This is a genomic window from Streptomyces sp. NPDC087428 (assembly GCF_044744085.1).
Classification (GTDB): domain Bacteria; phylum Actinomycetota; class Actinomycetes; order Streptomycetales; family Streptomycetaceae; genus Streptomyces.
In genome coordinates this window covers 55,166-78,309 of record NZ_JBIUXR010000025.1, presented here as the reverse complement: position 1 = coordinate 78,309, position 23,144 = coordinate 55,166, and the positions used below count along the sequence as shown (strand labels likewise).

Below are 23,144 nucleotides of genomic sequence, written 5' to 3'. Positions count from 1 at the left end.
TCTTCGTACCTGTATTCGAGACCCTAGCGGGGCGGGGAGTGGCATGGGACGTGAATGCACAACTCAGGGCAGGTGTACAGGTGGAGGCGGGGCGCGTGGCTGATTCTTATCCTCAGGAGGCCGTGTCACGACGGATCTTGCGGTCCGAGACGGTGTTGGTGCTGGCTCTCTCACTGGGGGCCAGCGGGGTGTCTGCCCTGATCAGTTTTGTCGGATCACTGACGAAACCAGGGGGTTTGAAGGACCAGGCGGCGACGCTGAACAGCTCGTACGCGCCGGGGCGTCCCTGGCTGGATCTCGCCTGGCAGCTCTTCGGCATCACGACCGCACTGGTGCCCGTCGCGCTTGTGGCCCATCTGCTGATCAGAGAGGGCGCGGGCCTGCGGGCGATCGGTTTCGACCGGACCAGGCCGGGGTCGGACCTCGGGCGCGGCACGCTGGTGGCGGCGGGCATCGGCAGCGCCGGGCTGGCCTTCTACCTGGTGGTCAGGGCCGCCGGGTTCAATCTCACGGTCGTCCCCGAGTCGCTGCCGGACGTGTGGTGGAAGTTCCCGGTCCTGATCCTTTCGGCGATCCAGAACTCCGTGCTGGAGGAAGTGATCGTCGTCGGATATCTGCTGCGCCGGCTGGGGCAGTTGGGATGGACGCCCATGGCTGCCCTGGTGGCCAGTTCGGTGCTGCGCGGTTCGTACCACCTGTACCAGGGGATCGGCGGATTCATCGGGAACATGGTGATGGGGGTCGTCTTCGTGCTGCTGTACCGCCGCTGGCAGCGGGTGGGGCCACTGGTCGCGGCGCACGCCCTGCTCGACATCGGGGCGTTCGTCGGCTACGCGCTGCTCGCCGGGAAGGTGGGCTGGCTGCCCACCCCGTGAGAGGCGGGCGGGTTCCGGGAGGGGGTGTGCGGGGTGATCCGCACACCCCCTCCCGGCGTTTCCTGCCACCCCCTCCCGGCGTTTCCTGCCACCCCCTCCCGGCCTTTCCTCCCGCCCCGTCCCGGCCTTTCCTCCCGCCCCGTCCCCGCGTTTCCTCCCGCCCCGTCACAGGGTGACGAGCAGTTCCCCGTCCAGGACCGTCACCGCGTCGCCGGTCAGCAGCGTCCGGTCGCCGCGCAGTGAGGTGCGGACCAGCCCGGACCGGGCGGACGCCTGGAGGCCGGTCAGGTCGTCGCGGCCGAGCCGGGCCGACCAGAACGGTGCCAGGGCGGTGTGGGCGCTGCCCGTCACGGGGTCCTCGTCGATGCCCACGGCGGGGAAGAAGCCGCGGGAGACGAAGTCGTAGCCGGCACCGGTGGCCGCGGCGGTGGCGATGACGCCGCGCCGCGAGTGGGCGGTCAGCGCCGCGAGATCAGGGGTCAGTGCTCGTACGGCCGCCTCGTCGGCCAGTTCCACGAGCAGATCGCCGGTGAAAGGGCCCGTGTCGTGCACGGACACGGGCTCCGCGCCCAGCGCGGCGGCCAGTCCCGCCGGCGTGGCCTCTGGGGTCAGCGGTGCGGTGGGGAAGTCGAGCGTGAGCGAGCCGTCCGGGTGCGCGGTCGAGGTGAGTACCCCGCACCGCGCGGCGAAGCGCACCGTGCCGCTCGCGGCTCCGGTGGTGTGCAGGACGTGGGCGGTGGCGAGCGTGGCGTGGCCGCACATGTCGACCTCGGTGGCCGGGGTGAACCAGCGCAGGGCCCAGTCGGCGGCGCCGCCCGGCGGCAGCGGGTGCGCGAACGCGGTCTCCGACAGGTTCAGCTCCGCCGCGATCTGCTGGAGCCGGCTGTCGTCGGGGAAGCCGTCCGGGCCGAGCAGCAGGACGCCCGCGGGATTGCCGGTGAAGGGGCGGTCGGTGAACGCGTCGACGATTCGAATCCTCATGCCCCCGACCGTAGGTGCGCGGCAAAGCCGCAGGCCAAGGCCAATTCCGGATCGGCGGACTGAACATTTCCGGCAAGGGGTTTGTCAAGCGACCGGTTCCGATATATCGTTGACGCATCGCGACAGATCAACGATAGAAGGAGTGCAGCGATGCGTTCACACGGACATGAGCATGGACACGGGCACGGACACGGCCCCTACGGGCCGGGAGAGCGCGGACGGGGTGACTTCGAGGGGCGCCGGGCGGCCTTCGGCCAGTTCGGTCCGCCGTTCGGCGGCGGACCCTTCGGCGGTGGCCCCTTCGGGGGCGGACGCGGCCGGGGCGGCGGCCGGGGAAGGGCGCGCCGCGGTGACGTGCGTGCCTCGATCCTGGCCCTGCTGAAGGGCCGGCCGATGCACGGCTACGAGATGATCCAGGAGATCGGCGAGCGCAGCGGCGGGGCCTGGCGGCCCAGCCCCGGCTCGGTGTACCCGACCCTTCAGCTCCTGGAGGACGAGGGCCTGATCGTCAGCGCCAGCGAGGGCGGCAAGAAGCTGTTCACGCTGACCGACACCGGCCGCACCGAGGCGGAGTCGGGCCCGGAGGCGCCCTGGGAGGAGGCCGGCCGCGGCGTCGACTGGGAGGGTGTCAACGAGATCCGGCAGGCCGGCTTCGGCCTGATGGAGGCGTTCGGCCAGGTCTGGAAGACCGGGTCGGCCGACCAGCGCGAGAAGGCGCTCGCCGTCATCAACGACACGCGCAAGAAGCTCTACCTGATTCTCGCCGACGAGCACTGAGCCGGCCGGTGCGAAGACTGAGGAGCTGTGCGCCGAAGGGCCCCGCGGATGTCCCGCGGGGCCTTTTCGGTGCCGGTGCGCGGGCGGCCGGTCCGCCGGGCGTCAGGCGATGATCAGTCCGTCCAGTTTGCGCAGTGACTCGATGAGGGCGGCGGTGGCCGAATCCTTGAGCTTGCCGGCCATCAGGGAGACCGCCGCCCCCGTGAACTCGCCGTCGATGCGGACCGTCGTGGCGTCCCCGTCCGGCGTCAGCGCGTAGCGCATCTTCAGGTTGACACCCATCGGGCCCTTCCCGGTGGTCGTCAGCAGGCGGCCGTCCTCCAGCTCGGCGACCGTCCAGGTCACCTCGGCCGGGAACCCCATGAGCTTCATGTTCTCCTCATAGGTGCCCGCGAGCTCCAGAGAGGCCGGTCCGCCCTTGGGGAAACTGGTGTGGGTGGCGTTCCACTCCCCGTACGTGCTGAAGTCGGTCAGCTGGGCCCAGACCTTCTCGGCCGGTGCCTCGATGCGCGCCTCTGCACTGACTTCGGCCATGCGACCACCCCTTCTCGACGGGTTACGGTGTCGCGGAACGTAGCCGCAGTGGGCCGAACATTCAATACTGATGAACTGTCAGATCTGCTGGTTCCGTTCCGGTCCGCCAGATCCGTGCCGAGTCGAAGCGGTCGGAGGCGCGCGGGTGCGGCCCGTCGTCGTGGCAGTGGAACGCCGCCCAGAAGAGGTCCGCGGGCAGCGCGTCCCGCGGCGCGTGGACCCGGTAGACGTAATCGCGCCCGTCGAGTGCGGGCAGGGCGACCAGCCAGCTCACCTCCGGCACTCCTCCCGCCGCCGCAACAGTGCTCCGGGCTGTGGGACGTGTACGGGGAGGCTTCCGGTTGCTCCGGGAGCGCATGGCAAGGCGGCGCGCGCCGATTCCCGGAATCGGATCCCAGAACGGCGTGATCTCATCCGTAAGGAGGAGGAGTCGCGCTTCTGTGCCCAACTCGGGTGGGATGCGTCAATGGGTCTCTCCGGGGACGTTCCGGCCCGCCGGGACTGATGAGGTAGAAGGGTGCAGAACCGGACACCGCGGATTCCTCAGCAACCCGCACCGAACCACCGTGCCGACACCGGCGCCGAGCTCACCGTGGAGCTGACCGCCGTGGTGACGGGTGCGCGCAGGCGCGCCCTGCGCGACGGCGACCAGCAGATCGACACGGCTCATCTGCTGCACTCCCTGATCGAGTCGGACGCCGAGGTGCGCACCGCCTTCGATGGTGGACCGCAGCTGGCCAGGGTGCTCGGATACCTGGTCCAGCGCAGTATCGGCTACGGCCTCCGCTGGCAGGGCGCGATCGAGGACTCCGGCCCGATTCCGGTCGTGCCGGGCGCACCGGACACGGGAGTGGAGGGCTGGTCGCCCGCCGCCGCCTCCGCGATGGAGGAGGCCCACCGGCGCGCACGGCTCCGGGGCCGGGACCGGGCCGGCGGGCTCGATCTGCTCGCCGCGCTGGCCGCGGACCGCCGGTGCCGGGCCGTCGAGGTGCTGGAGCGGGCGGGTGTCGACGCGGCGCTGCTCGCGGGCCGGATCGTCGAGGCCTCCGACCAGGGGTGACCGCAGGGTCCGGCCGATGGCCGGAACCGGCCGGGGCCGTGCGCCACCGGGCCGTGGCTGTCAGGGGTGACAGTGACATCGGAGTGTTACCCGGGTCAGGTGTCACCGGGGTGACGCTCCTGACGGCAGCTGTCATGATGTGCCGATGCACGCGTCTCAGGGGAGAAGCGCCGGCCTGGGACTCGCCCTCGCCTCGGCCCTCGCATTCGGCGGTTCCGGAGTGGCGGCCAAGCCGCTGATCGAAGCGGGTCTCGATCCGCTCCACGTGGTGTGGCTCCGGGTGGCGGGCGCCGCGCTCGTCATGCTGCCCGTGGCCTGGCGCCACCGCGCTCTGGTGCGCAGCCGGCCCGTGCTGCTGCTGGGATTCGGCCTGCTCGCCGTCGCGGGCGTCCAGGCCTGCTACTTCGCGGCGATCTCCCGCATCCCGGTCGGTGTCGCGCTGCTGGTCGAGTACCTCGCACCGGCGCTCGTCCTGGGCTGGGTGCGCTTCGTACAGCGCCGCCCGGTGACCCGGGCGGCCGCCGTCGGTGTGGTCCTGGCCGTGGGCGGTCTGGCGTGTGTGGTCGAGGTGTGGTCCGGGCTGAGCTTCGACCTCGTCGGGCTGCTGCTCGCACTCGGCGCCGCGTGCTGCCAGGTCGGCTACTTCGTCCTCTCCGCCCAGGGCAGCGGCGAGCCGGCGGCGGGCGCCGAACCTCCGCACCCGGTCGGGGTCATCGCCTACGGGCTGCTGATCGGTGCCGCCGTGCTCACCGTGGTGGCCCGCCCGTGGGGCATGGACTGGTCCCTGCTCGGCGGCGGCACCACCATGAACGGCACGGATGTGCCCGCCTGGCTGCTGCTCGTCTGGATCGTGCTGCTCGCCACCGTGATCGCGTACGTCACCGGCGTGATCTCGGTACGGCTGCTGTCCCCGGCCGTCGCCGGTGTCGTCGCCTGCCTGGAAGCGGTCATCGCGACCGTGCTCGCCTGGGTGCTCCTCGGCGAGCATCTGGCCGCCCCCCAGCTCATCGGCGGTTCGCTGGTGCTGTTCGGCGCCTTCATCGCGCAATCCTCGACGCCGAAGGCGCCCTCCGGGCCCATCGCCTCAGGACCGGGCGGCGAGCCGGCCGGGACCGAGGGGGAGTTGTCCGCCGGCCGCGCCGCCCCGTAGGGTCACGATCATGAATTTGACTGTACTTCCGCCTCCCGCCGCCTAGCGCGGGCGGCCCCATCCGACGAAGACCGGGCTCGGGCAGTCCCCGAGCGGTTCGTCGCTGCCCGCGTGCGGAGCCGAGCGACCACCCACCGTCTTCCTTGGAGAAGTACACGTGTCGTCGAATCATGCTTCCGGCCTGTCCACCGGGCGGAGCCTCTGCTATCTGATCATCGCCGGAGTCGCCTGGGGCACGGCCGGTGCCGCCGCCTCACTGATCTTCGAGGCCAGTGATCTCGGCCCCCTCGCGCTGTCGTTCTGGCGCTGCGCGGGCGGCCTCGTCCTCCTGCTCGCCGCGCTGGCACTGCGGCCCGCGCGGGCGGCGGCCGCTGCCGAAACCCGTCGCCGCCGACTGCTGCGCATCGCCGGCACCGGCGTGGGGCTCGCCGTCTTCCAGACCGCGTACTTCGCCGCGGTCCAGGCCACCGGCCTCGCCGTCGGGACCGTCGTCACCCTCGGAGCGGGCCCCGTCCTCATCGCCGTCGGCGCCCGGCTGACCATGGGCGAGCGGCTGGGCGGCGGCGGGATCGCCGCGGTCTTGGGCGCGCTGACCGGGCTCGTCGTGCTGGTGCTCGGCGGCGACGCGGGGACGGTGCGGCCCGCCGGGATCGCGCTGGCGCTGCTCTCCGCGGCCGGCTACGCGGCGATGACCCTGCTGACCCGTTGGCTCGGCCGTGACGGGGGAGGCGCGGACGCGCTCGCCACCAGCGCCTGGGCGTTCGCCGTCGCGGCGGTCCTGCTGCTGCCGATGGCCGCCGGTGAGGGCATCGTGCCGCAGACCGCGCACACTGCACAGGTGGTGACCCTGCTCGTGTACGTGGCCGCGATCCCGACCGCACTCGCCTACGCGCTCTACTTCGCGGGGGCCGCGGTGGTGCGCGCCGCCACCGTGTCGGTGATCATGCTCCTCGAACCGGTGAGCGCGGCGGTGATCGCCGTCGTGGTGCTCCGTGAGGAGCTCACCGCGGCCACCGTCGCCGGGACCCTGCTGCTGCTCACCGCGGTGGCCGGGCTGGCGGTGGCCGAGACCCGCGGCGCCGCGAACGCCCGGCGCGAGGCGGCCGCCCACGCCTGACCGGAAGGTGGCGGGCCGCTCCCTCTTCTTCGCCGAGGGCCCGCCACCCCGGGGTGGCTCAGAGCGACTTCAGATAGTCCGGAACCGCGATGGCGGGATCGAGGTCGGCCGCGGGGACGGGGGCGGCGAAGCCGTGGGTGAGCGGGACGACGCCTGCCCAGTGGGGCAGTCCGAGGTCCTCGGGGTCGTCGTTCGGGCCGCCGGTGCGGACCTTGGCGGAGACCTCCCGCAGATCCAGCCGGAGCACGGCGGTGGCCGCGAGTTCCTTCTCGTCGGCCGGCCGTGAGTCCTGTGAGCGCCCCGGAACCACCTGCTCCACGATCGCGTCGAGCGCGGTGCGGCGCTCCTCGGGGTCGGTCACCGCGTGGGCGACGCCGTGGACCACCACGGAGCGGTAGTTGAGCGAGTGGTGGAAGGCGGAACGGGCCAGGACCAGCCCGTCCACATGCGTCACCGTCAGGCACACGGCGAGGCCGTCGGGGCTGCCGCCCGCCGTCCGCAGCGGGCGGGAGCCGGTGGAGCCGTGTACGTAGAGCCGCTCGCCGACCCGGCCGAAGAGCGTCGGCAGGACGACGGGGGCACCGTCGCGCACGAAGCCGAGATGGCAGACGTAGGCCTCGTCGAGTATCGAGTGGATCTGTTCGCGGTCGTACCCGGCCCGTTCGCGGGAGCGGGTCGGGACCGTCCGCCCGGTCGGTTCGTAAGCGGCTGCGGCGTCCGGGCCCGCGATCCGCGGCGGTTGGGTGTCCGGCATTGCGTTCTCCATTGCACTAGTGCATAATCTTGTTTGTGCTAGGAGAGTATCGGATCACCGGGCGGCGTGCATCGGAAATTGCCGCCAGCGTGGAGCAGGCGGTCGGCTCCGGAGAGCTGGCCCCCGGCCAAGTGCTGCCACCCATGCGGGAGTTGGCGGCTCTACTGGAAGTGAATCCCAATACGGTGGCGGCCGCCTACCGCACCCTGCGCGAGCGCGGGGTGATCGAGACGGCCGGGCGCAGGGGCAGTCGGATCCGGCCGCGCCCCGCGAGCACCGCACGCGGGTCGCTGCGGATCGAGGCGCCGCCCGGCGTGCGGGACCTGGGGAAGGGGAACCCGGACCCGGCGCTGCTGCCCGCCCTGGGTGAGGCGTTCGCCGCGGTCACGGAGGCGTACGCGCGGGCGCCCGGGATGTACGCGGAGCCGCCCGTGGACCCGGAGTTCGCCGCGCTCGCGCGAAGCGGGTTCGACGCCGACGGTGTTCCGGCCGGGCCGGTGATCGCCACCTCGGGATCGCTCGACGCGATCGAACGGGTGCTGAACGCCCACCTCAGACCCGGTGACGCGGTCGCCGTCGAGGACCCGGGCTGGGGAAGCCTGCTGGATCTCGTACCGGCGCTGGGGATGCGGCCCGTCCCCGTCGCGCTCGACGACGACGGGCCGCTGCCGGACGCCCTCGAAGCCGCGCTGAGGGGCGGCGCCCGAGCGGTCGTCGTCACCGGCCGGGCACAGAATCCGACCGGGGCCGCGATCGGCGCCGCGCGAGCGGCCGAACTGCGGGCGGTTCTCGCCGGCCACCGGGGCGTGCTGCTGATCGAGGACGACCACGGACACGCCATCGTCGACCTCCCGCTGCATCCCCTGGCGGGCGCCACGGATCGCTGGGCGTTCGTGCGGTCGGTGGCCAAGGCGTACGGGCCGGATCTGCGGGTCGCCGTACTGACGGGCGACGCGGTGACGGCCGACCGGGTCTCGGGGCGGCAGCAGTTGGGGCCCGGCTGGGTCAGCAGACTGCTGCAACGGGCGATGGTGCACCTGTGGACCGCGGGCGCCGTGGACTCGCAGGCGGTGGCCCGGTCCTACGGGCGTCGCCGCGACGCCCTGGTACGGGCGCTGGAGGCGAGGGGGGTCGAGGTGCACGGCCGCAGCGGTATGAACGTGTGGGTCCCCGTGAGCGACGAGACCGGGGCCGTGGCGCGGTTGCTGCACGCGGGCTGGGCGGTGGCGCCCGGAGCCCGCTTCCGGATATCCGCGCCGCAGGGGATCCGGATCACCGTGTCACCGCTCGGCGACGCGGACATCGGGCCGCTGGCAGATGCGGTGGCGGCGGCGGCCGGGCCCGTCAAGCCCCTGAGCTACGGCTGAGCCGCCGCCGGACAGGGGCGGGTTCGGGCAGCGGGACGGCCGCCCCGGCGGCCCGCGGCCTGCTCTGGGTCGGGGCGGCCCCCGCCAGGACCACGAGGGCGCCGACCGGGGTGTTCCAGCTCAGCTGTTCGCCGAGCACGGTGACTCCGGCGGCGGTGGCGATCACCGGGATGAAATAGGTGACCATCTGCGCGGTCGTCGGGCCGACCTCGGTGACCAGTCCGTACTGGAGGAGTACCGCGAGTCCTGTGCCGAGGGCCCCCAGGGCGACCACGGACAGGGTGGGCAGCAGCGGGATTCCCGCCGGTGCCGAGGTGAACAGCGGCGTCACCAGGGCGAGTTGTACGGTGCCCAGGAAGAGCTGACTGCCCGTGAGCGCGAGGGTCGAAGAGCCGCTGCCCGCCAGCGTCCGGCGGACATAGATCCAGCCGACCGGATAGCTGAGGGAGGCCAGCAGTGCCATCGCCGTGCCGGTGAGGTCCAGTCCGGAGAAGCCCTGCCAGGCGCCCAGTACGGTCAGCACCCCGACGAAGCCGAGCCCGAGGCCGGCGACCCGGCGCCGGGTCGGCCGGTCCTCCGAGAGCGCGACGAGTGACAGCACCATGCCCCACAGCGGTGAGGTCGCGTTGCAGATGCCGGCCAGCGTCGAGGGGATGGTCAGTTCGGCGTACGCGAAGAGCGAGAACGGCAGCGCGTTGAGGAAGAAGGCGGCGACGGCCAGATGGCCCCAGGTGCGGGCGGTGCGCGGCAGCCGCTCCCGCTTCACCGCCATGGCCACGGCCAGCACCGCCGTGCCCGACAGCAGCCGACCGAGGGTGACCTGGAACGGCGCGTACCCGTGGGTGCCGACCTTGATCAGGAGGAAGCTGAATCCCCAGATGAGCGAGAGCGCCGCGAAGCGCAGCCGCCAGTCCAGAGCCCGAGGGCGGGCCGGGCCGGCGGGGGAGGGGATCGGTGCGGGCGGTGCGCTCATGGGCTCCACGATGACGAATTCGATCTCGTAGCACAAGTGAGAGTTTGTGTGGCAGTCGGCGTAGCATTGCTTACATGTTGAATCTGGAGCGCCTGCGCACCCTGGATGCCCTTGCCCGGCTCGGCTCGGTCAGTGGAGCCGCCGAGGGGCTGCACGTCACGACGTCTGCCGTCTCGCAGCAGATGGCCAAGCTGGAGCGTGAGGTGGGGCAGCAACTACTCGCCAAGAACGGCCGCGGGGTCCGGCTCACCGACGCGGGGCAGTTGCTGGCCGACCACGCGGCCCGGATTCTCTCCCAGGTCGAGCTGGCCCAGTCCGACATCGAGGCGCAGCGGGGCGAGGTGGTGGGCGAGATCCGACTGGGCGCGTTCCCCACCGCGGCGCGCGGTCTCTTCCCGTCCGCCCTGCTCGCCCTGCGCGCGGATCACCCCGAACTCCGGTTGCGTACCAGTGAGCTGGAGCCCGAGGCCGGAATCCGCGCGGTGTTCAGGGGCGACATCGACCTCGCGGTGGTGCTGGACTGGAGCAACAAACGGCTGCCGGTGCCGGGCGGTCTGGCCACGGCACATCTGCTCGACGACGTCCCGGACGTCGCGATGCCCGCCGGGCATCCGCTCGCGGACCGGGGCGAGGTGGATCTGGAGGACTTCGCCGACGACGACTGGGTGTCCTGGCCCGAGGGCGAGTTCTGCTACGAGTGGCTGATGTTCACCCTCCGCTCCAAGGGCATCGAGCCGCGCATCACCCACCTCGCGGGCGAGCATCACACCCAACTCGCCCTGATCGCCGCTGGTATGGGGGTGTGTGTGGCGCCCAGGCTGGGTCGTGGACCGGTTCCGGACGGGGTGCGCCTGGTGCCCGTACGGCAGAGGATGCGGCGTCACGTCCACGCCGTGTGGCGGGCGGACGCGGACCGACGGCCGTCGATCAAGGCGGCGGTCGCGGCGCTGCGGGCGGCGGGCCGGGAGCTGGACGAGCCGCTGGACGCCGGCTGACCAGGGCGCTCCGGCAACGCTGCGAGCGTGCGTGCCCAGCCCCGTGTCGCCGCGGGACAACCCCATACAGGCCCTGGGCCCCCGCGGGCCGTCAGGCGCCGGGCAGGCCGGTGAGTTTGCCGAAGTCCCAGGACGTGACGGCCTGCGGAGTGAGCCGCAGCCACGCGTGCCGACCGTCGTGCGGCATCACCTCCATGCCGAAGTACTTCGCCGCGAACAACCGCTCGGGCACGGCGAGGTCCGGGCAGGGTTCGCCGGTACGCGGTGCCTCGCCGACGAACACCGCTTCGCCGGACAGCTCGATGCCGCGCAGCTCCCCGTACTCCACCCCGTCGTCGATGACCACGGCGATCTTCGGGTCGTGGCCGAGCTGCGACCAGCGCAGGCTCCGGGTGATCGAGTAGAGCCACAGCGAGGCGCCGTCCCAGCAGAACCAGAGCGCCCCCACGTGCGGGCGGCCGTCCGGGCCGACGGTCGCCACCCGGCAGGTGCGCTGTTCGGCGAGGTAGGTGTCGCGTTCCTCGTCCGTCATCATGATCCGGCGGCCCCGACGCTGAATGACGGCCATGGGAAGCCCCCTCCTGATAGCTGACTATGTGTCAGGAATCATGGAGTCTCTTCCCTCATCGCGCAATGGGGGTTAGCCTCGCGCGCCCGTTCCGTCGCCGAGAGGGGCAGCCGTGCCGTCCAGGGAACAGCTCGCCGAGCAGATCGATCCGGCCTCCACCGTCCTGCTGACGGTGGAGTGCCAGCAGGGTGTGGTGGGGCCGGGCAGCGCGCTGCCCGAACTCGCCAAGGAGGCCAGGTCCTCGGGGGCCCTGCACAACGTGGCCCGGCTGGTCGCCGCCGCTCACGAGACCGGTGTCCAGGTACTGCACGCCGTGGCCGAACGCCGCCCCGACGGCCGCGGTGCCAATCACAACGCCCGGCTCTTCCGCGCCGCCGGCCGGCTGCCCGTGCAGCAGCACTCCGGAACCACGGCGGTACGGATCGCCGAACCCATCGAGGTGGCGGACGAGGACCTCGTCGTCCGCAGACTCCACGGGCTCTCACCCATCGCGGGCACGGACGTGGACGCGCTGCTGCGCAACCTCGGCTGCCGCACGCTCGTCGTCACCGGGGTGTCGGCCAACGTGGCCGTCCCCAACGCGGTGTTCGACGCCGTGAACCTCGGCTACACGGCGGTGGTGCCGTCCGACGCCATCGCGGGGGTGCCCGCCGACTACACCCCCGCGATGATCCGCAACACCCTCGCCCTGGTCGCCACCGTCGCCACCACGGACGACGTGCTCGGCTGCTGGCTGGGCGGCCGTCCTAGGACACGAGGCTGATCGAGCCGTCCTGGACCTGGATCGGGGTGGCCGGCAGCGGTTCGGTGGCGGGTCCGGCCTTCACACCGCCCGTCGCCACGTCGAACTTGCTGCCGTGGCAGGGGCAGTTGATGGTGCCGTCCGCCACGCTCGACACCGCGCAGCCCAAGTGGGTGCACTTCGACGAGAACGCCTTGAACTCACCGGCCGTCGGCTGCGTCACCACGACCGCCTGCTCCTTGAAGATCTTGCCGCCGCCCTCCGGGATGTCGGTGGTCCTCGCGAGGACGGCGCCACCCCCGTCGGCCCCGCTCTCACCGGACTGTTCGACGACACCGGAACCGGCCGCCTCCTTCGAGCCGCCGCACGCGGTGAGTACGGCAGCCACGGAGACGGCGCCGGCCGCCGTGACGACGGTCCGGCGTCCGGGACGGCTCTCGTGGTCCTGCGATGTGCTCATGCTGGCTTTCCCTTCCACGGTGTACTTGGCTCCGAGGCTTCGTCCAGGGATACGCACAGCCGGCACCCCGTGTTCAAAGCCCCAGGGACTTCCTCAGGAAATCCCGCTCCAGCAGCAACAGGTTGCTCGCCGTCTCCTCCCGGCTGACCAGATGGCCGGCCCCCGACAGCGGCAGCACCGTGTGCGGCCGGCCGGCGGCCAGCAGCGCTGCGGAGAACCGCAGCGTGTGAGCCACGGCCACATTGTCATCGGCAAGACCGTGCACCAGCATGAGCGGCCGGGTCAGGGCCCCGGCCTCGTCCAGGAGGGAATTGCGGGTGTAGTCCCGCGCGAACACATCCGGGTGGCCCAGGAACCGTTCCTCCCAATGGGTGTCGTAGAGCCGCCGGTCGGCCGGCGGCGCACCCGCGACCGCGGCGTGGAAGACCTCCGGATGACGCAGCACGGCGGCCGCCGCCAGATAGCCGCTGAACGACCACCCGCGCATCGCCACCCGCGTCAGGTCCAGGTCCGGGTGGAGCGCGGCCGCCGCGCGCAACGCGTCGATCTGGTCCTCCAGCACCACGGTGAGGCGGTCGCCGTGCACCGCCTTCTCCCAGGCCTCGCCGCGCCCTGGCGTGCCCCGCCCGTCGGTCACCAGGACCGCGAAGCCCTGCTCGGCGAACCATTGGGCGACCGCGACCCACCAGGTACGCACCTTCAGGACGACCTGCATGCCGTGGCCCGCGTAGGGGCTGAGCAGCACTGGCAGCGGACCGTCGCCCGGCCGGTGCCACGACGGCAGGTAGAGCCTGCTGCGCAGTTCCCGCCCGCCCAGGCTCAGGGCCAGCGGCCGCGGGACGACGAGCGGTTCCTCCGCCAGGACCGCGATCCGGCCGACCGGGACGCCGTCCCGCAGCACCGTCACGCCGTGGCCGTCCGGAGTCCTGCTCTCCAGCACCACCGCCGGCCCGCCGACCGACGCCGTGTGCACACCGGGTGCGCCGCTGACCCGTACGAAACCCTCCTCGGGCGCGTCCGTCGCGTACGACCAGACGTGCGTCTCGGTCGGCTCGTCGCCCGCGGTGAAGTACACCCGTCCGCCGGACGCGCCGACCACCTCGCGGACCTCCAGGCCCGGCGGTGTCGGGGTGCCGTCGATGTCGAGTCCCTGGGTGTCGCCGCCCGGACGGGCGGCGACGGTGAGCGCGCCCGAGGCGAGACGCAGCGGGGTGCCCGGCCGCAGCGCCACCCAGGCGGGGTCGTGGGCCCGGCTCACCGTGCGGGTCGCGCCCGAGCGCTCGTCCACTTCCAGGACGTGGACGGACCGCTGGTCACGCGTCTGCACGGAGACCAGCGGCCCAAGGCTGTCCCAGTCCGCCGACACGACGTACTCGAAGGTCCGGTCGGTCCAGGTGCCTTCCGGATGGTCCTCGCCGGCGGCCGCGGGCAGCCGTACATCGGTCCGTTCCCCGGACACCCGGACCAGATGCAGCGACACCTTCGCGTTCGGTGTACCGGCGGCCGGATACGGCACCACGCGCGGCGGCCGCTCCGGGTCCGCCGGATCGCTGATGTACCGGCGCCGGACCCCGGCGGTGTCCACCCGGGCCACCAGCAGCGCATCGCCGCGCGGCGACCACCAGTAGCCGCGCGAGCGCCCGATCGACTCCTGCGACACGTAGTCGGACAGCCCGTACGTCACGTGCTCGCCGTCCGGCCCGGCGAGCGTGCGGCCGGGCGTCCCGTCGGCCCGTACGGTGTGCAGCGCCCCGCCGGACACGTACGCGATCAGGGAACCGTCGGGCGAGGGGCGCGGGTCCACGACCGGTCCCGCCGTGGCGATCCGGCGCGGCGCCCCGCCGTCGGTGCGCACCACCCAGAGTGTGCCCCCAAGGGCGAAGGCCACCAGCCGCGCGGACCCGTCCGCCGCGTAGGAGACCACGCCCAAGGAGGTCTCCCGGGCCCGTTCCCGCCGCGCCCGCTCCGCCGGCGGCTCCTCGTCCTGACCCTCGTCCGTGAGGCCCGGCGCGAGGGGGTCGGCGAGCATCCGCTCCGCGCCGTTCTCGTACAGCCACAGCCGGCTCACCGGGTCGGTGCCCGACGTGCCGCGCACGAACAGGACCCGCTCCCCGTCCGGGGAGACGGTGAAGTGCCGGGGCACCCCGAGGGAGAAGCGCCGGGTGCGGGCGAACTGGACGGGGAACCGCTCGGTCGCGGTCGCGAGGGCATCGGCCGGTGAGCCGGGAGGGGGAGTCATGGCGACACCATGACAGGTCGAAATCCACCGGATACAGGCCGCGTTCCGCCACCCCGGCCCGGAGCCGCCCGGCAGCCTCTCAGCCGCGCAGCCGTACCGGCAGCCGCCGCACGCTGTTGCCCACGAAGGACGCGTGCCGCGGCAGTTCGGACTCGGGGACGGCGAGATCGAGGCCGGGGAAGCGCGCGAAGAGCCGCTCCAGTGCGGCAACGCCCTCCATCCGGGCCAGCGGGGCGCCCATGCAGTAGTGCGCGCCATGCCCCAGTGACAGGTGCCGGACCCCGCGGTCGCGGGCGATGTCGAAGCGCCCGGCGTCGGGACCGTGGGCCGAGGGGTCGCGGCCCGCCGCGGAGTAACCGGCCAGCACCGGGGTCCCTCTGGGGATCACGGTGCCGCCGATGGCGAGGTCGCGGGTCGGGTAGCGGAACGGGAAGTAGCTGACCGGACTGTCCCAGCGCAGGGTCTCCTCGACCACGTCCGCCCAGCTCGCCCCGCCCGACCGCACCAGGGCCAGCTGGTCGCGGTGGGTGCACAGGGCCCGTACGGCGTTGGTGATCAGATTGAGCGTCGTCTCGTGGCCGGCGATGATCGTGAGCATCAGGGTGCCGATCAGCTCGTGCGGGCCGAGCCGGTCGCCGTTCTCCTCCCGGGCCGCGATCAGCGCGCTGGTGAGATCGTCCCCCGGACGCTCCGTCCGGGCGGCGGCGACCGCGCTGAGGACCTCGACCATCTCCCGGTTGGCCGCCTTCGCCTCCTCCGGGCCGATGTCCGTGGCGACGATCAGGTTGGACAGGTGGTGCAGCCGGTCGTGGTGTGCGGCCTCCACGCCCAGCAGTTCGCAGATGACACCCATCGGCAACGGCAACGCGAAGTGCGCACGCAGATCCGCGACGCCGTCACCGGTGGCGGCCGCCTCTTCGAGGCCGTCCAGGAGCGAGTCCGTCAACGCCTCGACGCGGGGACGCAGTTCCTCGACCCGGCGCGCGGTGAACGCCTTGCTCACCAGGGACCGCAGCCGCCGGTGGTCGGCGCCGTCCGCGGTGGTCATGCCCTGCACCGTCGCGAACGTCCGCAACGGCCAGCCGTCGGCGATCTCACCGGCCTGGAGCGCCGCGAAGTGCCGCGCGTCCTTGGCGACGTCGGGGTGCGAGAGGAACTCCTTGAGCGCGTCGTGGCCCAGTACCGCCATGCCCTCGACCTCGCCGGGGAGGATCACCGACGTCACGGGCCCCCGGGCGAGCAGCCGGGCGTTGGCCGCGTGCGGACAGCCGCCCGCCGGGTCCATGCGGTGCGGCTGACCGGCTGCGGAGTTCACCGGGGAGGTGTTCAACAGGGCTCTCCAGACTGAGAGATACGACGAGCGGACGTTCCGGCGGACCGCGCCGAGGGCCTTTCGTTTGTACCAGGTCGGATCAGGGCGTGTGCCGGATCCCGCGAGCCCCGCATGAGCCGGACGAGTGACCCCGGACGGCCGGTTCGGTGTCCCGGCGGGAACCGGCCGCCGAAGATGCCGCCGTAACTGCCGATCGCGGCCCGACGCGGAACCTACCGTCAACTCCCGTAAGAGATAACCGACTTCTTGGAGGACAGGGATGAACAACAGCATTCGCACCGCAGCCGCCGCCGCAGCTCTCGTCGCCGGTCTCGTCACGGTCAGCGGTACCGCAAACGCGGCCGAGCGTCCGGACCGGATCACCAGCCAGGAGCAGCTCGCCAAGAGCATCGCTCAGGCGGTGGCCGCCGAACAGGAGAACGGCCCCGTGAACGGCGGGGTCATCGGCGGTCTGGTGCTCACCTCGGCTTCCACGCGTTCCTGCTGACGAATAGGAGGTGAGCACCGTGGACAGCACTGCGGACCTTGCCCAGGACGGGCAGGAGAGCCCTCTCAGATGGTGTCCGAGCGGCGATGCGAGCCGCCCGGAGTCCGTTGTCCTCGGCGTTCGGTCCGGGGATCGCGACCAGGTCGTCTACCTGGCCGAACCCGTACCCGCCGCCGATGTTCTCGGGGCCATCCCGGAGGGGATCTCCCCCAATCGGGTGCTCCGGTTCGCCTCGCACTGCGTGTCGGACTGCGCGAACCGGGTCGGTGAGGCCTGCGGGCTGATCGAACGCATCAAGACCGTACCGGCCGAGACCGGACCGGTCGCCGTGCCGCGGTGCCACCTCCGCCCGCACTGCAAGTGGTGGAACCAGGCCGGCGTCGATGCCTGCCACCGCTGCCCCGCCCTCACGACGCTGCAACCCCGCGACAACGAACTCGCCGTTCTTGTCGCGGACCCGGCCACCACTCGTGAACAATTGGAGAACTGGATCGCCGCCGCTCCATGAGCGGGGATCGTTCACGGGGCCGGTCACGGACCGGACCGAGCACGAGAGAAGGGATATCGTGAACAACTGGATACGGTGTTTCCGCCCGGCCCCCGACGCCGGAGCCCAACTGCTGTGCTTCCCCCACGCGGGTGGTTCTGCCAGTGGCTACCACCCGCTGTCGATCGCGGTCGCGGGGACGGCGGAGACACTGGTCGTGCAGTACCCCGGGAGGCACGACCGCATCGCCGAACCGTTCGCCGAACGGTTCGGCGATGTCGTTGACGCGGTGCTGGCCTCGCTCCCCGCGAGCGGGGGCCGGCCGCTCATGCTGTTCGGCCACAGCATGGGCGCTCTCCTGGCGTTCGAGACCGCGCGGCGACTCGCGGCCGAAGGGCGGGCGCCCGCGGCGCTGTTGGTCTCGGGGAGCGAAGCCCCGTCACTGCCGCGACGGGCCCGGCTGCCCACCCCCGCCAGCGACGAGGACCTGATCGGGGAGATGCGGCTGCTGTCCGGTACGGACGAGGAACTGCTGACCGATCCCGAAATCCTCGGGCTCGCACTGCCGCCCCTGCGCGCCGACTACGCCATGCTCTTCGCCCGCACCCATGTCCCCGGGCCGCCGCTGCGCTGCCCGGTCGTCGCGCTGACCGGCGACAGGGACCCCCGGGTCTCCGTCGAGGGCGTGCAGGCCTGGGAGCAGGAGACCGAGGGCCCCTTCGAGCGGCACGTGCTGTCCGGCGGCCACTTCTTCCTCGGCGAGCACCTGGGCCGGGTGGCGGAACTCGTCGCCGCGAACGTGCCCGGCCGGGCGGTCCGTTCCACCGGCTGACACCGCACACCCCACATCGCACACCGCACAGGGCTTGGGCCCCGACCCCCTTCCGGGTCGGGGCCCAAGCCCTGTGCGATGCGGTCACTCACTCCGCCTCGAACTCCGCCAGCAGGGCGTCGAGGGAGTCGTCACCGTCCCGGACCGCGATGATCTGCCGGGCCATCTCGTGCAGCGTCAGCTGTTCCAGGAACAGCGTGATGGGGACGTCGAGGTCGAAGTCGTCCCGGAGGCAGCCGACCAGGTGGACCGCGGTCAGGGAGTCGCCGCCGGCCGCGAAGTACGTCATCTCCGGGTCGTCGGCGTCCGTCAGACCCAGGGCCTCGGCGAGCAGCGCGCGGATGTCCTGCTCCAGGTCCGCGGAGCCGCCCTCCTGCTCCGGCTGCTCCCCGCTTCGCGTGACCGGGAAGAGGCGGTACGCGCCGAAGCCCGTCCCCGCGAAGGGATAGGACGGCAGCGCGGTCCGCCGGCCACCGTCCGCCGGCAGCACGGACTCGCCCGCCAGCCAGGCCTCGCCCAGCGGGTCGGGCCCGCCGTGGCACACCGCACCGCCCGACCCCAGTCCGCCGAGCAGCTCCGCCGCCTCCGCGCGGTCCCCGGCCCGCACATAGCCGCGCACGGCCATCGGGGCGCGGCCCACGCGCAGCGTGTACGCGGCATCGGCGAGGGACGGGGCGTCCGGCGCCCGCAGCGCCGCGGCCAGCCGGCCGGCCAGCGCGTCGAGATCCTCCCGGGTGCGGGCGGACAGCAGCAGCACCTCAGGGCCGTCCTGCGCCCCGGCGGCGTCGCGCGGGGGAGCCTGCTCCAGGGCCACGTGCACGTTCGTGCCGCCGATGCCGACCGAGCTCACCCCGGCCCGCCGGGGACCGAGTTCCGGCTCCGGCCAGGCGGCTGCCCGCTCGATCAGGTGGAACGGCGAGTCGTCGAAGCCCAGTTCGGGGTGCGGGCGGCCGGCGTCGGCGTTCGGCACCAGCGTGGCGTGCTCCAGCATGAGCACCGACTTGATCAGGGCGGCCACGCCCGCCGCCGCGTCCAGGTGCCCGATGTTCGACTTCACCGAGCCGATCCCGATCCGCCCGGTACCGAGCGCCCCCTTGAACGCGGCGCTCGCCGCCGCCGCCTCGATGCGGTCACCGAGCGCGGTGGCCGTGCCGTGCGCCTCCAGGTACTGGGCGTCGGCCGGGTCGAGACCCGCCGCGGCCCAGGCCTCCACGATCGCGGCGGTCTGCTGGTCGACGCCGGGCGCGGTGAACCCGACCTTGGTGGCGCCGTCGTTGGTGACGGCACTGCCCCGGATGACCGCCCTGACCGGGTCGTTGTCGGCGAGCGCGTCGGACAGCCGGCGCAGCACGACCACCCCCACCCCGTTGCCGGGCACGGTGCCGCCGGCCCGCTCCTCGAACGGCCGGCAGCGCCCGTCCGGGGAGAAGATGCCGCCCTGGTGGTGGACGTAGCCCCGCTTGTGCACCGTGTCCACGGCGACACCGCCGGCCAGCGCGGTGTCGCACTCGCCGAGCAGCAGCGACTGCACCGCGAGGTGCACCGCCGTCAGCGAGGTCGAGCAGGCCGTCTGCACCGTCAGGCTCGGCCCCTCCAGGCCCAGCCGGTAGGAGACCCACGGGGCCAGGAACTCGCGGTCGGTGAGGATGCGCACCTGGAGCGCCCCGATGGACGCGGCGAGCCTCGGGTCGGTCTGCGCCGCGAGCATGTGCTTGGTGGAGCCGCCGCCGACGTACACACCGGTGCGCGCGGACCCGCCCAGCGGGTTGCGGCCCGCGTCCTCCAGCGCGGACCAGGCCGTCTCCAGGAGCAACCGGTGCTGGGGGTCGAGGGCCGCCGCCTCGGTGCGGTTGAAACCGAACAGCTCCGCGTCGAAGCGGTCCGCGTCGGCGAGATGGCCCTTGGCCGGTATGTAGTCGCGGCCCCTGACCTCCTGCGGGTCGGCGCCGTCGGCGATCAGCTCCTCCTCGGTGAAGTCGGTCACCGAGCAGAGCCCGCCGAGCAGATTGCGCCAGTAGGTGTCCAGGTCGGGGGCGCCGGGGAAACGGCCGCTCATTCCGACGACCGCGATCGCGGAGTCGGCTGCGAGGGGCTCGGCGGCGCTTGCGTTCTCGGTCATCGTGTGGAGCCTTTCCGGTAGCTGAGTCGTCGGGCGGCGGCGGTGCGTCGTGCGTGCCGGTCACCGCCGCGGGCGGCGGCCGATTCGGCGGTGGGGCCGGTGCCCGGAGCCCCGGCGGCGGGCCCGGGGGCCGACCCTTCGAGGTGGGCGGCGAGGGAGGTGACGGTGGGGTGGCGGAACAGGTCGACGAGGCTGAGTTCGCCGTACGTCCCCAGCTCCCGCAGGGCGGACAGGACGCTGAGCAGCCGGATCGAATTGCCGCCCAGATCGAAGAAGTTGTCGGTCACGGCGACCCGTTCGAGGTTGAGGACCCGGGCCCACAGACCGGCCACCAGCCGCTCGGTCGCGGTGCCCGCGACCGTGGCGGAGCCGTCCGGCCGGCACCGCACGGTGACGGGTTCCGGGAGCCGGGCCCGGTCGAGCTTGCCGTTGCCGCTGACCGGCATCTCGTCCAGCCGCACGAACACCTCGGGCACCATCGACCCCGGCAGCCGCCGGGCGAGATGGGCGCGCAGCTCCGCGTCCGGTGCCGCTTCACCGTCCCGGCCGACCACGTACGCCACGAGCCGCTGCTCGGTGCCCGCGCCCCGCACGGTGGCCGCCGCCAGCGCGACGCCCGGCGCCCCGGCCAGCAGGGTCTCGATCTCACCGAGTTCGATGCGCACGCCGCGCAGCTTGACCTGGAGGTCGGTGCGTCCGAGGTAGTGGATGACGCCGTGCGCGTCGATCCGGCCGAGGTCGCCGGTGCGGTACATCCGGGTGCCGGGTGCGCCGTGCGGGTCGGCGACGAACCGTTCCGCGGTCAGGGCCGGCCGGCCGACGTAACCCCGCCCCAGTGAGGCACCGGCCACGTAGATCTCACCGGCGACCCCGGCGGGGACCGGCCGGAGGCGTTCGTCGAGGACGTAGACACGGGCCCCGGGCACGGCGCCGCCGAGCGCCACCGGCTCGCCGGGGGTGAGGTCCCCGGTGGTCGCGTAGACGGTCACCTCGCTGGGTCCGTACGCGTTCACGATCCGCCGGCCGGGCGCGCTGAGCCGTCCGACCAGCTCGGCGGGGCACGCCTCGCCGCCGACCGCGACGGTCCGCAGGTCGGGCAGTTGTCCGGTGAGGTCGGGGAGCAGCATCGCGGCGGACGGAGGCAGGAACACATAGGTGATGCGGGAGTCCCGCAGCCGCTCCAGCAGTGCTTCGCCGATCCGCTCGTCCTCCCGCGGGATGTGCAGCTCCGCTCCGGCCACCCAGGGGAAGAACAGGTCGGAGACGGCGACGTCGAAGCCGAACGAGACGAACTGGAGCACGCGGTCGTCGGCGTTCACCGGGAAGGAGTGCCGGACCGCCCGGGTGAGATTGACCAGCGCCCGGTGCTCGACGGCGACGCCCTTGGGGACGCCGGTGGAGCCCGAGGTGAACAGGACGTAGGCGAGGTCCCCGGGCATCGGCGCGGCGGCCGGGGCCGGCGTGGGCATGACGGGGTCCGTGACGGCCGGGCGGTCGACCCGGATGCACGGCACCTCCAGACCCGCCCCCTTTCCCGCGGTGTCCCGGGCGGTCAGCAGCAGACCCGTGCCCGAACTCTCCAGCATGTGGCGGAGCCTGGCCTCCGGGTGGGCGTGGTCCAGCGGTACGTAGGCGCCGCCCGCGCGCAGGACGGCGAGGGCCGCGATGCCCTGGTCGGCCGAGCGGGGCAGGAGCAGGCCGACCCGGAAGCCGGGCCGCACCCCGGCCGCGCGCAGCCGGGCGGCCAGCGCGTCCGCCCGGCCGAGCAGTTCGGCGTAGCTCAGCCGGAGGCTGCCGCAGACCAGGGCCGTGGCGTCGGGGTGTTCGGCCGCCCGGTCGGCGATCAGGTCCGGCACCAGGCGGTCCGGCGGAGCGGCCTCGGCGAGGCGGTCGGCGCCGTCGAGAGTCCGGCGGCGCTCGTCGGCCCCCACCAGCTCCACGGCGGACAGCGGCGCGGAGGGGTCCGCGAGGAGCCCGGCCAGCAGGGTCCGGAAGTTGTCCGTCCAGCGGCGGACCGTCGCGGCCTCGAACAGGTCGCTGCGGTAGATGAACTGGGCGGCGAGCAGATCGTCCCACCGCTCCACGAACAGGTGGAAGTCGAACTTGGCGGTGTCCAGCGTCAGGGCGAGCCGCTCGGTCGTGGCACCGGCCAGCCGCAGACCGGGCGCGGCCTCGTCCTCGTAGCTGAGCGCCACCTGCACCACCGGGTCGTGACTGGTCTCGCGGACCGGGGCGAGGGTGTCGACCACCGCCTCGAACGGTGCGTCCTGGTGCGGCTGGGCCGCCAGCAGGGAGGCCCGCACGCGGCGGGTGAGCTCGTCGAGCGACGGATCGCCGGACACGTCCACGCGCAGCGCCAGGGTGTTGGTCAGCATCCCGACCATCTCCTGGAGCTCGGGCCGCTCGCGCCCCGACGCCGGGTAGCCGACGACCAGGTCCTCGCCGCCCGAGAGACGGGAGAGGAACGCGGTGTACACCGCGAACACCGTCATGAACGGGGTGGCGCCCTGGGCCGAGGCCACCTCGGCCAGCCGTTCCCTGATCCCGGCACCGAGCAGGAAGCGTTCGGTGCCGCCCGCGGCGGTGCGGACCGGCGGGCGCGGGCGGTCCAGTGGCAGTTCCACGGCGGTGGGCGCGCCGCGCAGCCGGTCGGCCCAGTGCTCCACCGACGCCTCGAACGCGCCGTCGGCGGTGCGCTCCCGCTGCCAGGCCGCGTAGTCGGGGAACTGGAGGGGGAGTTCGGCCGGCCGGTACGCCGAGCCCCGGCTCTCGTGCCCGTATCCCTCGGACAGCCCGTCCAGTATCAGGCCGAGCGACCAGCCGTCGCAGACCAGGTGGTGGGCGACGAGGAGCACCCGGTGGCTGCCGTCGTCCACCGCGTACACGGCGCAGCGCAGCAGCGGTCCCGCCGCGGTGTCGAAGGGGCGGGCGGCCTCGGCGCGGATCAGGGAGTCCACGCGGCCCGCGGGCACGTCCCGGTGGATGGCCGGCCGTACCCGCCCGGCGGCCGAGACGCGCTGCGCCGGGGTGCCGTCCTCGGCGGTCCGGAAGACCGTCCGCAGCGCCTCGTGGCGGGCGACGAGCGCGTCGAGCGCCCGGCCGAACGCGTAGGTGTCGAAGGGCCCGCGCACGGCGAAGGCGACCGGCACGTTGTACTGGGCGGTGCCCGGATTCAGCTGGTCGAGGACCAGCAGACGGCTCTGGGCGTCGGAGGCGGGGAACTCGTACTCCTCGTTTCCGCCGCCCTCCCCGGCGTAGAGGTCGATGAGATCGACGGTGTCGACGGTCATGGGT

General features: G+C 72.9%; 22 protein-coding genes. 11 read left to right on the top strand and 11 right to left on the bottom strand.

Features of this window, described 5'->3' with window-relative positions; genetic code table 11:
- The first annotated feature begins 95 nt into the window (after positions 1–95).
- The gene (locus ACIO3R_RS37035; RefSeq protein WP_385038679.1) at positions 96–875 is read left to right on the top strand and encodes a CPBP family intramembrane glutamic endopeptidase; all 780 of its coding nucleotides are present in this window, start codon (positions 96–98) and stop codon (positions 873–875) included.
- A 165-nt stretch (positions 876–1,040) separates the two neighbouring features.
- Here ACIO3R_RS37035 and ACIO3R_RS37030 read toward each other — a convergent pair whose 3' ends face one another.
- Positions 1,041–1,856, bottom strand: a complete 816-nt coding sequence (locus tag ACIO3R_RS37030) for a PhzF family phenazine biosynthesis protein (RefSeq protein WP_385036058.1) — start codon at positions 1,854–1,856, stop codon at positions 1,041–1,043.
- Positions 1,857–2,006: 150 nt separating this feature from the next.
- Here ACIO3R_RS37030 and ACIO3R_RS37025 point away from each other — a divergent pair, with 150 nt between their 5' ends.
- The gene (locus ACIO3R_RS37025; protein WP_402111418.1) at positions 2,007–2,633 is read left to right on the top strand and encodes a PadR family transcriptional regulator; all 627 of its coding nucleotides are present in this window, start codon (positions 2,007–2,009) and stop codon (positions 2,631–2,633) included.
- A gap of 102 nt (positions 2,634–2,735) precedes the next feature.
- On the opposite strand, the gene ACIO3R_RS37020 is transcribed toward ACIO3R_RS37025, so the two are convergent.
- Together ACIO3R_RS37020 and ACIO3R_RS37015 are read right to left on the bottom strand one after the other, a co-directional pair.
- On the bottom strand, positions 2,736–3,167 hold the full coding sequence (locus ACIO3R_RS37020; RefSeq protein ID WP_385036060.1) for an SRPBCC family protein: 432 nt from the start codon (positions 3,165–3,167) through the stop codon (positions 2,736–2,738).
- Positions 3,168–3,228: 61 nt separating this feature from the next.
- Positions 3,229–3,441, bottom strand: coding sequence for a hypothetical protein (locus tag ACIO3R_RS37015; RefSeq protein WP_363029024.1), 213 nt, complete (start codon positions 3,439–3,441; stop codon positions 3,229–3,231).
- A 243-nt stretch (positions 3,442–3,684) separates the two neighbouring features.
- Between ACIO3R_RS37015 and ACIO3R_RS37010 the strand changes: the two genes are divergently transcribed.
- The 3 genes from ACIO3R_RS37010 to ACIO3R_RS37000 all read left to right on the top strand — a co-directional run bounded on the left by ACIO3R_RS37010 (position 3,685) and on the right by ACIO3R_RS37000 (position 6,494).
- The gene (locus ACIO3R_RS37010) at positions 3,685–4,227 is read left to right on the top strand and encodes a Clp protease N-terminal domain-containing protein (protein ID WP_402111415.1); all 543 of its coding nucleotides are present in this window, start codon (positions 3,685–3,687) and stop codon (positions 4,225–4,227) included.
- A gap of 145 nt (positions 4,228–4,372) precedes the next feature.
- Positions 4,373–5,377 carry a DMT family transporter gene (locus tag ACIO3R_RS37005; protein WP_385036062.1) on the top strand — a complete coding sequence of 335 codons (1,005 nt, stop codon included), beginning with the start codon at positions 4,373–4,375 and terminating at the stop codon, positions 5,375–5,377.
- Between the two features lie 157 nt (positions 5,378–5,534).
- A complete protein-coding gene (locus tag ACIO3R_RS37000; protein ID WP_385036063.1) occupies positions 5,535–6,494 on the top strand; it encodes a DMT family transporter in 960 nt (319 codons plus the stop codon).
- A gap of 58 nt (positions 6,495–6,552) precedes the next feature.
- Here the strand turns inward: ACIO3R_RS37000 and ACIO3R_RS36995 are convergent, their stop codons facing one another.
- Positions 6,553–7,248 (bottom strand): pyridoxamine 5'-phosphate oxidase family protein, encoded by a 696-nt coding sequence (locus ACIO3R_RS36995; RefSeq protein ID WP_402111413.1) that lies wholly within the window; start codon positions 7,246–7,248, stop codon positions 6,553–6,555.
- A 35-nt stretch (positions 7,249–7,283) separates the two neighbouring features.
- Between ACIO3R_RS36995 and ACIO3R_RS36990 the strand changes: the two genes are divergently transcribed.
- Positions 7,284–8,615, top strand: a complete 1,332-nt coding sequence (locus ACIO3R_RS36990) for an aminotransferase class I/II-fold pyridoxal phosphate-dependent enzyme (RefSeq protein ID WP_402111411.1) — start codon at positions 7,284–7,286, stop codon at positions 8,613–8,615.
- Here the strand turns inward: ACIO3R_RS36990 and ACIO3R_RS36985 are convergent.
- Positions 8,593–9,588 carry a DMT family transporter gene (locus tag ACIO3R_RS36985; RefSeq protein WP_402111409.1) on the bottom strand — a complete coding sequence of 332 codons (996 nt, stop codon included), beginning with the start codon at positions 9,586–9,588 and terminating at the stop codon, positions 8,593–8,595. The two genes, ACIO3R_RS36990 and ACIO3R_RS36985, sit on opposite strands and share 23 nt — an antisense overlap.
- A gap of 74 nt (positions 9,589–9,662) precedes the next feature.
- Here ACIO3R_RS36985 and ACIO3R_RS36980 point away from each other — a divergent pair, with 74 nt between their 5' ends.
- Entirely contained in the window at positions 9,663–10,583 is a 921-nt protein-coding gene (locus tag ACIO3R_RS36980) for a LysR family transcriptional regulator (RefSeq protein WP_402111408.1), read from the top strand.
- A gap of 91 nt (positions 10,584–10,674) precedes the next feature.
- Here the strand turns inward: ACIO3R_RS36980 and ACIO3R_RS36975 are convergent, their stop codons facing one another.
- Entirely contained in the window at positions 10,675–11,151 is a 477-nt protein-coding gene (locus ACIO3R_RS36975; RefSeq protein ID WP_385036068.1) for a pyridoxamine 5'-phosphate oxidase family protein, read from the bottom strand.
- Between the two features lie 112 nt (positions 11,152–11,263).
- Between ACIO3R_RS36975 and ACIO3R_RS36970 the strand changes: the two genes are divergently transcribed.
- Entirely contained in the window at positions 11,264–11,914 is a 651-nt protein-coding gene (locus tag ACIO3R_RS36970) for a cysteine hydrolase (RefSeq protein ID WP_385036069.1), read from the top strand.
- Here the strand turns inward: ACIO3R_RS36970 and ACIO3R_RS36965 are convergent.
- The 3 genes from ACIO3R_RS36965 to ACIO3R_RS36955 form a co-directional block, all read right to left on the bottom strand.
- Positions 11,898–12,353 carry a Rieske (2Fe-2S) protein gene (locus tag ACIO3R_RS36965; RefSeq protein ID WP_402111405.1) on the bottom strand — a complete coding sequence of 152 codons (456 nt, stop codon included), beginning with the start codon at positions 12,351–12,353 and terminating at the stop codon, positions 11,898–11,900. The genes ACIO3R_RS36970 and ACIO3R_RS36965 overlap by 17 nt on opposite strands.
- Before the next feature lie 73 nt (positions 12,354–12,426).
- Positions 12,427–14,592, bottom strand: coding sequence for a prolyl oligopeptidase family serine peptidase (locus ACIO3R_RS36960; RefSeq protein WP_402111403.1), 2,166 nt, complete (start codon positions 14,590–14,592; stop codon positions 12,427–12,429).
- Positions 14,593–14,671: 79 nt separating this feature from the next.
- Complete coding sequence (locus ACIO3R_RS36955) at positions 14,672–15,877, bottom strand: cytochrome P450 (RefSeq protein WP_402111429.1); 1,206 nt, start codon at positions 15,875–15,877, stop codon at positions 14,672–14,674.
- 307 nt (positions 15,878–16,184) lie between these two features.
- On the opposite strand from ACIO3R_RS36955, the gene ACIO3R_RS36950 reads away from it, so the two are divergent.
- From ACIO3R_RS36950 to ACIO3R_RS36940, 3 genes are read left to right on the top strand one after another with little or no spacing between them, the layout of a single operon-like run.
- Positions 16,185–16,412 carry a hypothetical protein gene (locus ACIO3R_RS36950; protein ID WP_385041766.1) on the top strand — a complete coding sequence of 76 codons (228 nt, stop codon included), beginning with the start codon at positions 16,185–16,187 and terminating at the stop codon, positions 16,410–16,412.
- A 19-nt stretch (positions 16,413–16,431) separates the two neighbouring features.
- On the top strand, positions 16,432–16,920 hold the full coding sequence (locus tag ACIO3R_RS36945) for a hypothetical protein (RefSeq protein WP_402111401.1): 489 nt from the start codon (positions 16,432–16,434) through the stop codon (positions 16,918–16,920).
- Positions 16,921–16,978: 58 nt separating this feature from the next.
- On the top strand, positions 16,979–17,731 hold the full coding sequence (locus tag ACIO3R_RS36940; protein ID WP_402111399.1) for a thioesterase II family protein: 753 nt from the start codon (positions 16,979–16,981) through the stop codon (positions 17,729–17,731).
- Positions 17,732–17,819: 88 nt separating this feature from the next.
- On the opposite strand, the gene ACIO3R_RS36935 is transcribed toward ACIO3R_RS36940, so the two are convergent.
- Positions 17,820–19,850 carry a beta-ketoacyl synthase N-terminal-like domain-containing protein gene (locus ACIO3R_RS36935; protein ID WP_402111398.1) on the bottom strand — a complete coding sequence of 677 codons (2,031 nt, stop codon included), beginning with the start codon at positions 19,848–19,850 and terminating at the stop codon, positions 17,820–17,822.
- On the bottom strand, positions 19,847–23,140 hold the full coding sequence (locus ACIO3R_RS36930; protein WP_402111396.1) for an amino acid adenylation domain-containing protein: 3,294 nt from the start codon (positions 23,138–23,140) through the stop codon (positions 19,847–19,849). Before ACIO3R_RS36930 ends, ACIO3R_RS36935 begins: the two co-directional genes overlap by 4 nt.
- Positions 23,141–23,144 lie beyond the last annotated feature (4 nt).

Bases quoted from the DNA above. Each gene is read 5' to 3' on its own strand.
- ACIO3R_RS36965 (WP_402111405.1), bottom strand. From the start codon at position 12,353: ATGAGCACATCGCAGGACCACGAGAGCCGTCCCGGACGCCGGACCGTC.
- ACIO3R_RS37030 (WP_385036058.1), bottom strand. From the start codon at position 1,856: ATGAGGATTCGAATCGTCGACGCGTTCACCGACCGCCCCTTCACCGGC.
- ACIO3R_RS37025 (WP_402111418.1), top strand. From the start codon at position 2,007: ATGCGTTCACACGGACATGAGCATGGACACGGGCACGGACACGGCCCC.
- ACIO3R_RS36935 (WP_402111398.1), bottom strand. From the start codon at position 19,850: ATGACCGAGAACGCAAGCGCCGCCGAGCCCCTCGCAGCCGACTCCGCG.
- ACIO3R_RS37020 (WP_385036060.1), bottom strand. From the start codon at position 3,167: ATGGCCGAAGTCAGTGCAGAGGCGCGCATCGAGGCACCGGCCGAGAAG.
- ACIO3R_RS36985 (WP_402111409.1), bottom strand. From the start codon at position 9,588: ATGAGCGCACCGCCCGCACCGATCCCCTCCCCCGCCGGCCCGGCCCGC.
- ACIO3R_RS37005 (WP_385036062.1), top strand. From the start codon at position 4,373: ATGCACGCGTCTCAGGGGAGAAGCGCCGGCCTGGGACTCGCCCTCGCC.
- ACIO3R_RS36980 (WP_402111408.1), top strand. From the start codon at position 9,663: ATGTTGAATCTGGAGCGCCTGCGCACCCTGGATGCCCTTGCCCGGCTC.
- ACIO3R_RS36930 (WP_402111396.1), bottom strand. From the start codon at position 23,140: ATGACCGTCGACACCGTCGATCTCATCGACCTCTACGCCGGGGAGGGC.
- ACIO3R_RS36950 (WP_385041766.1), top strand. From the start codon at position 16,185: ATGAACAACAGCATTCGCACCGCAGCCGCCGCCGCAGCTCTCGTCGCC.
- ACIO3R_RS36960 (WP_402111403.1), bottom strand. From the start codon at position 14,592: ATGACTCCCCCTCCCGGCTCACCGGCCGATGCCCTCGCGACCGCGACC.
- ACIO3R_RS36955 (WP_402111429.1), bottom strand. From the start codon at position 15,877: ATGGACCCGGCGGGCGGCTGTCCGCACGCGGCCAACGCCCGGCTGCTC.
- ACIO3R_RS36975 (WP_385036068.1), bottom strand. From the start codon at position 11,151: ATGGCCGTCATTCAGCGTCGGGGCCGCCGGATCATGATGACGGACGAG.
- ACIO3R_RS36995 (WP_402111413.1), bottom strand. From the start codon at position 7,248: ATGCCGGACACCCAACCGCCGCGGATCGCGGGCCCGGACGCCGCAGCC.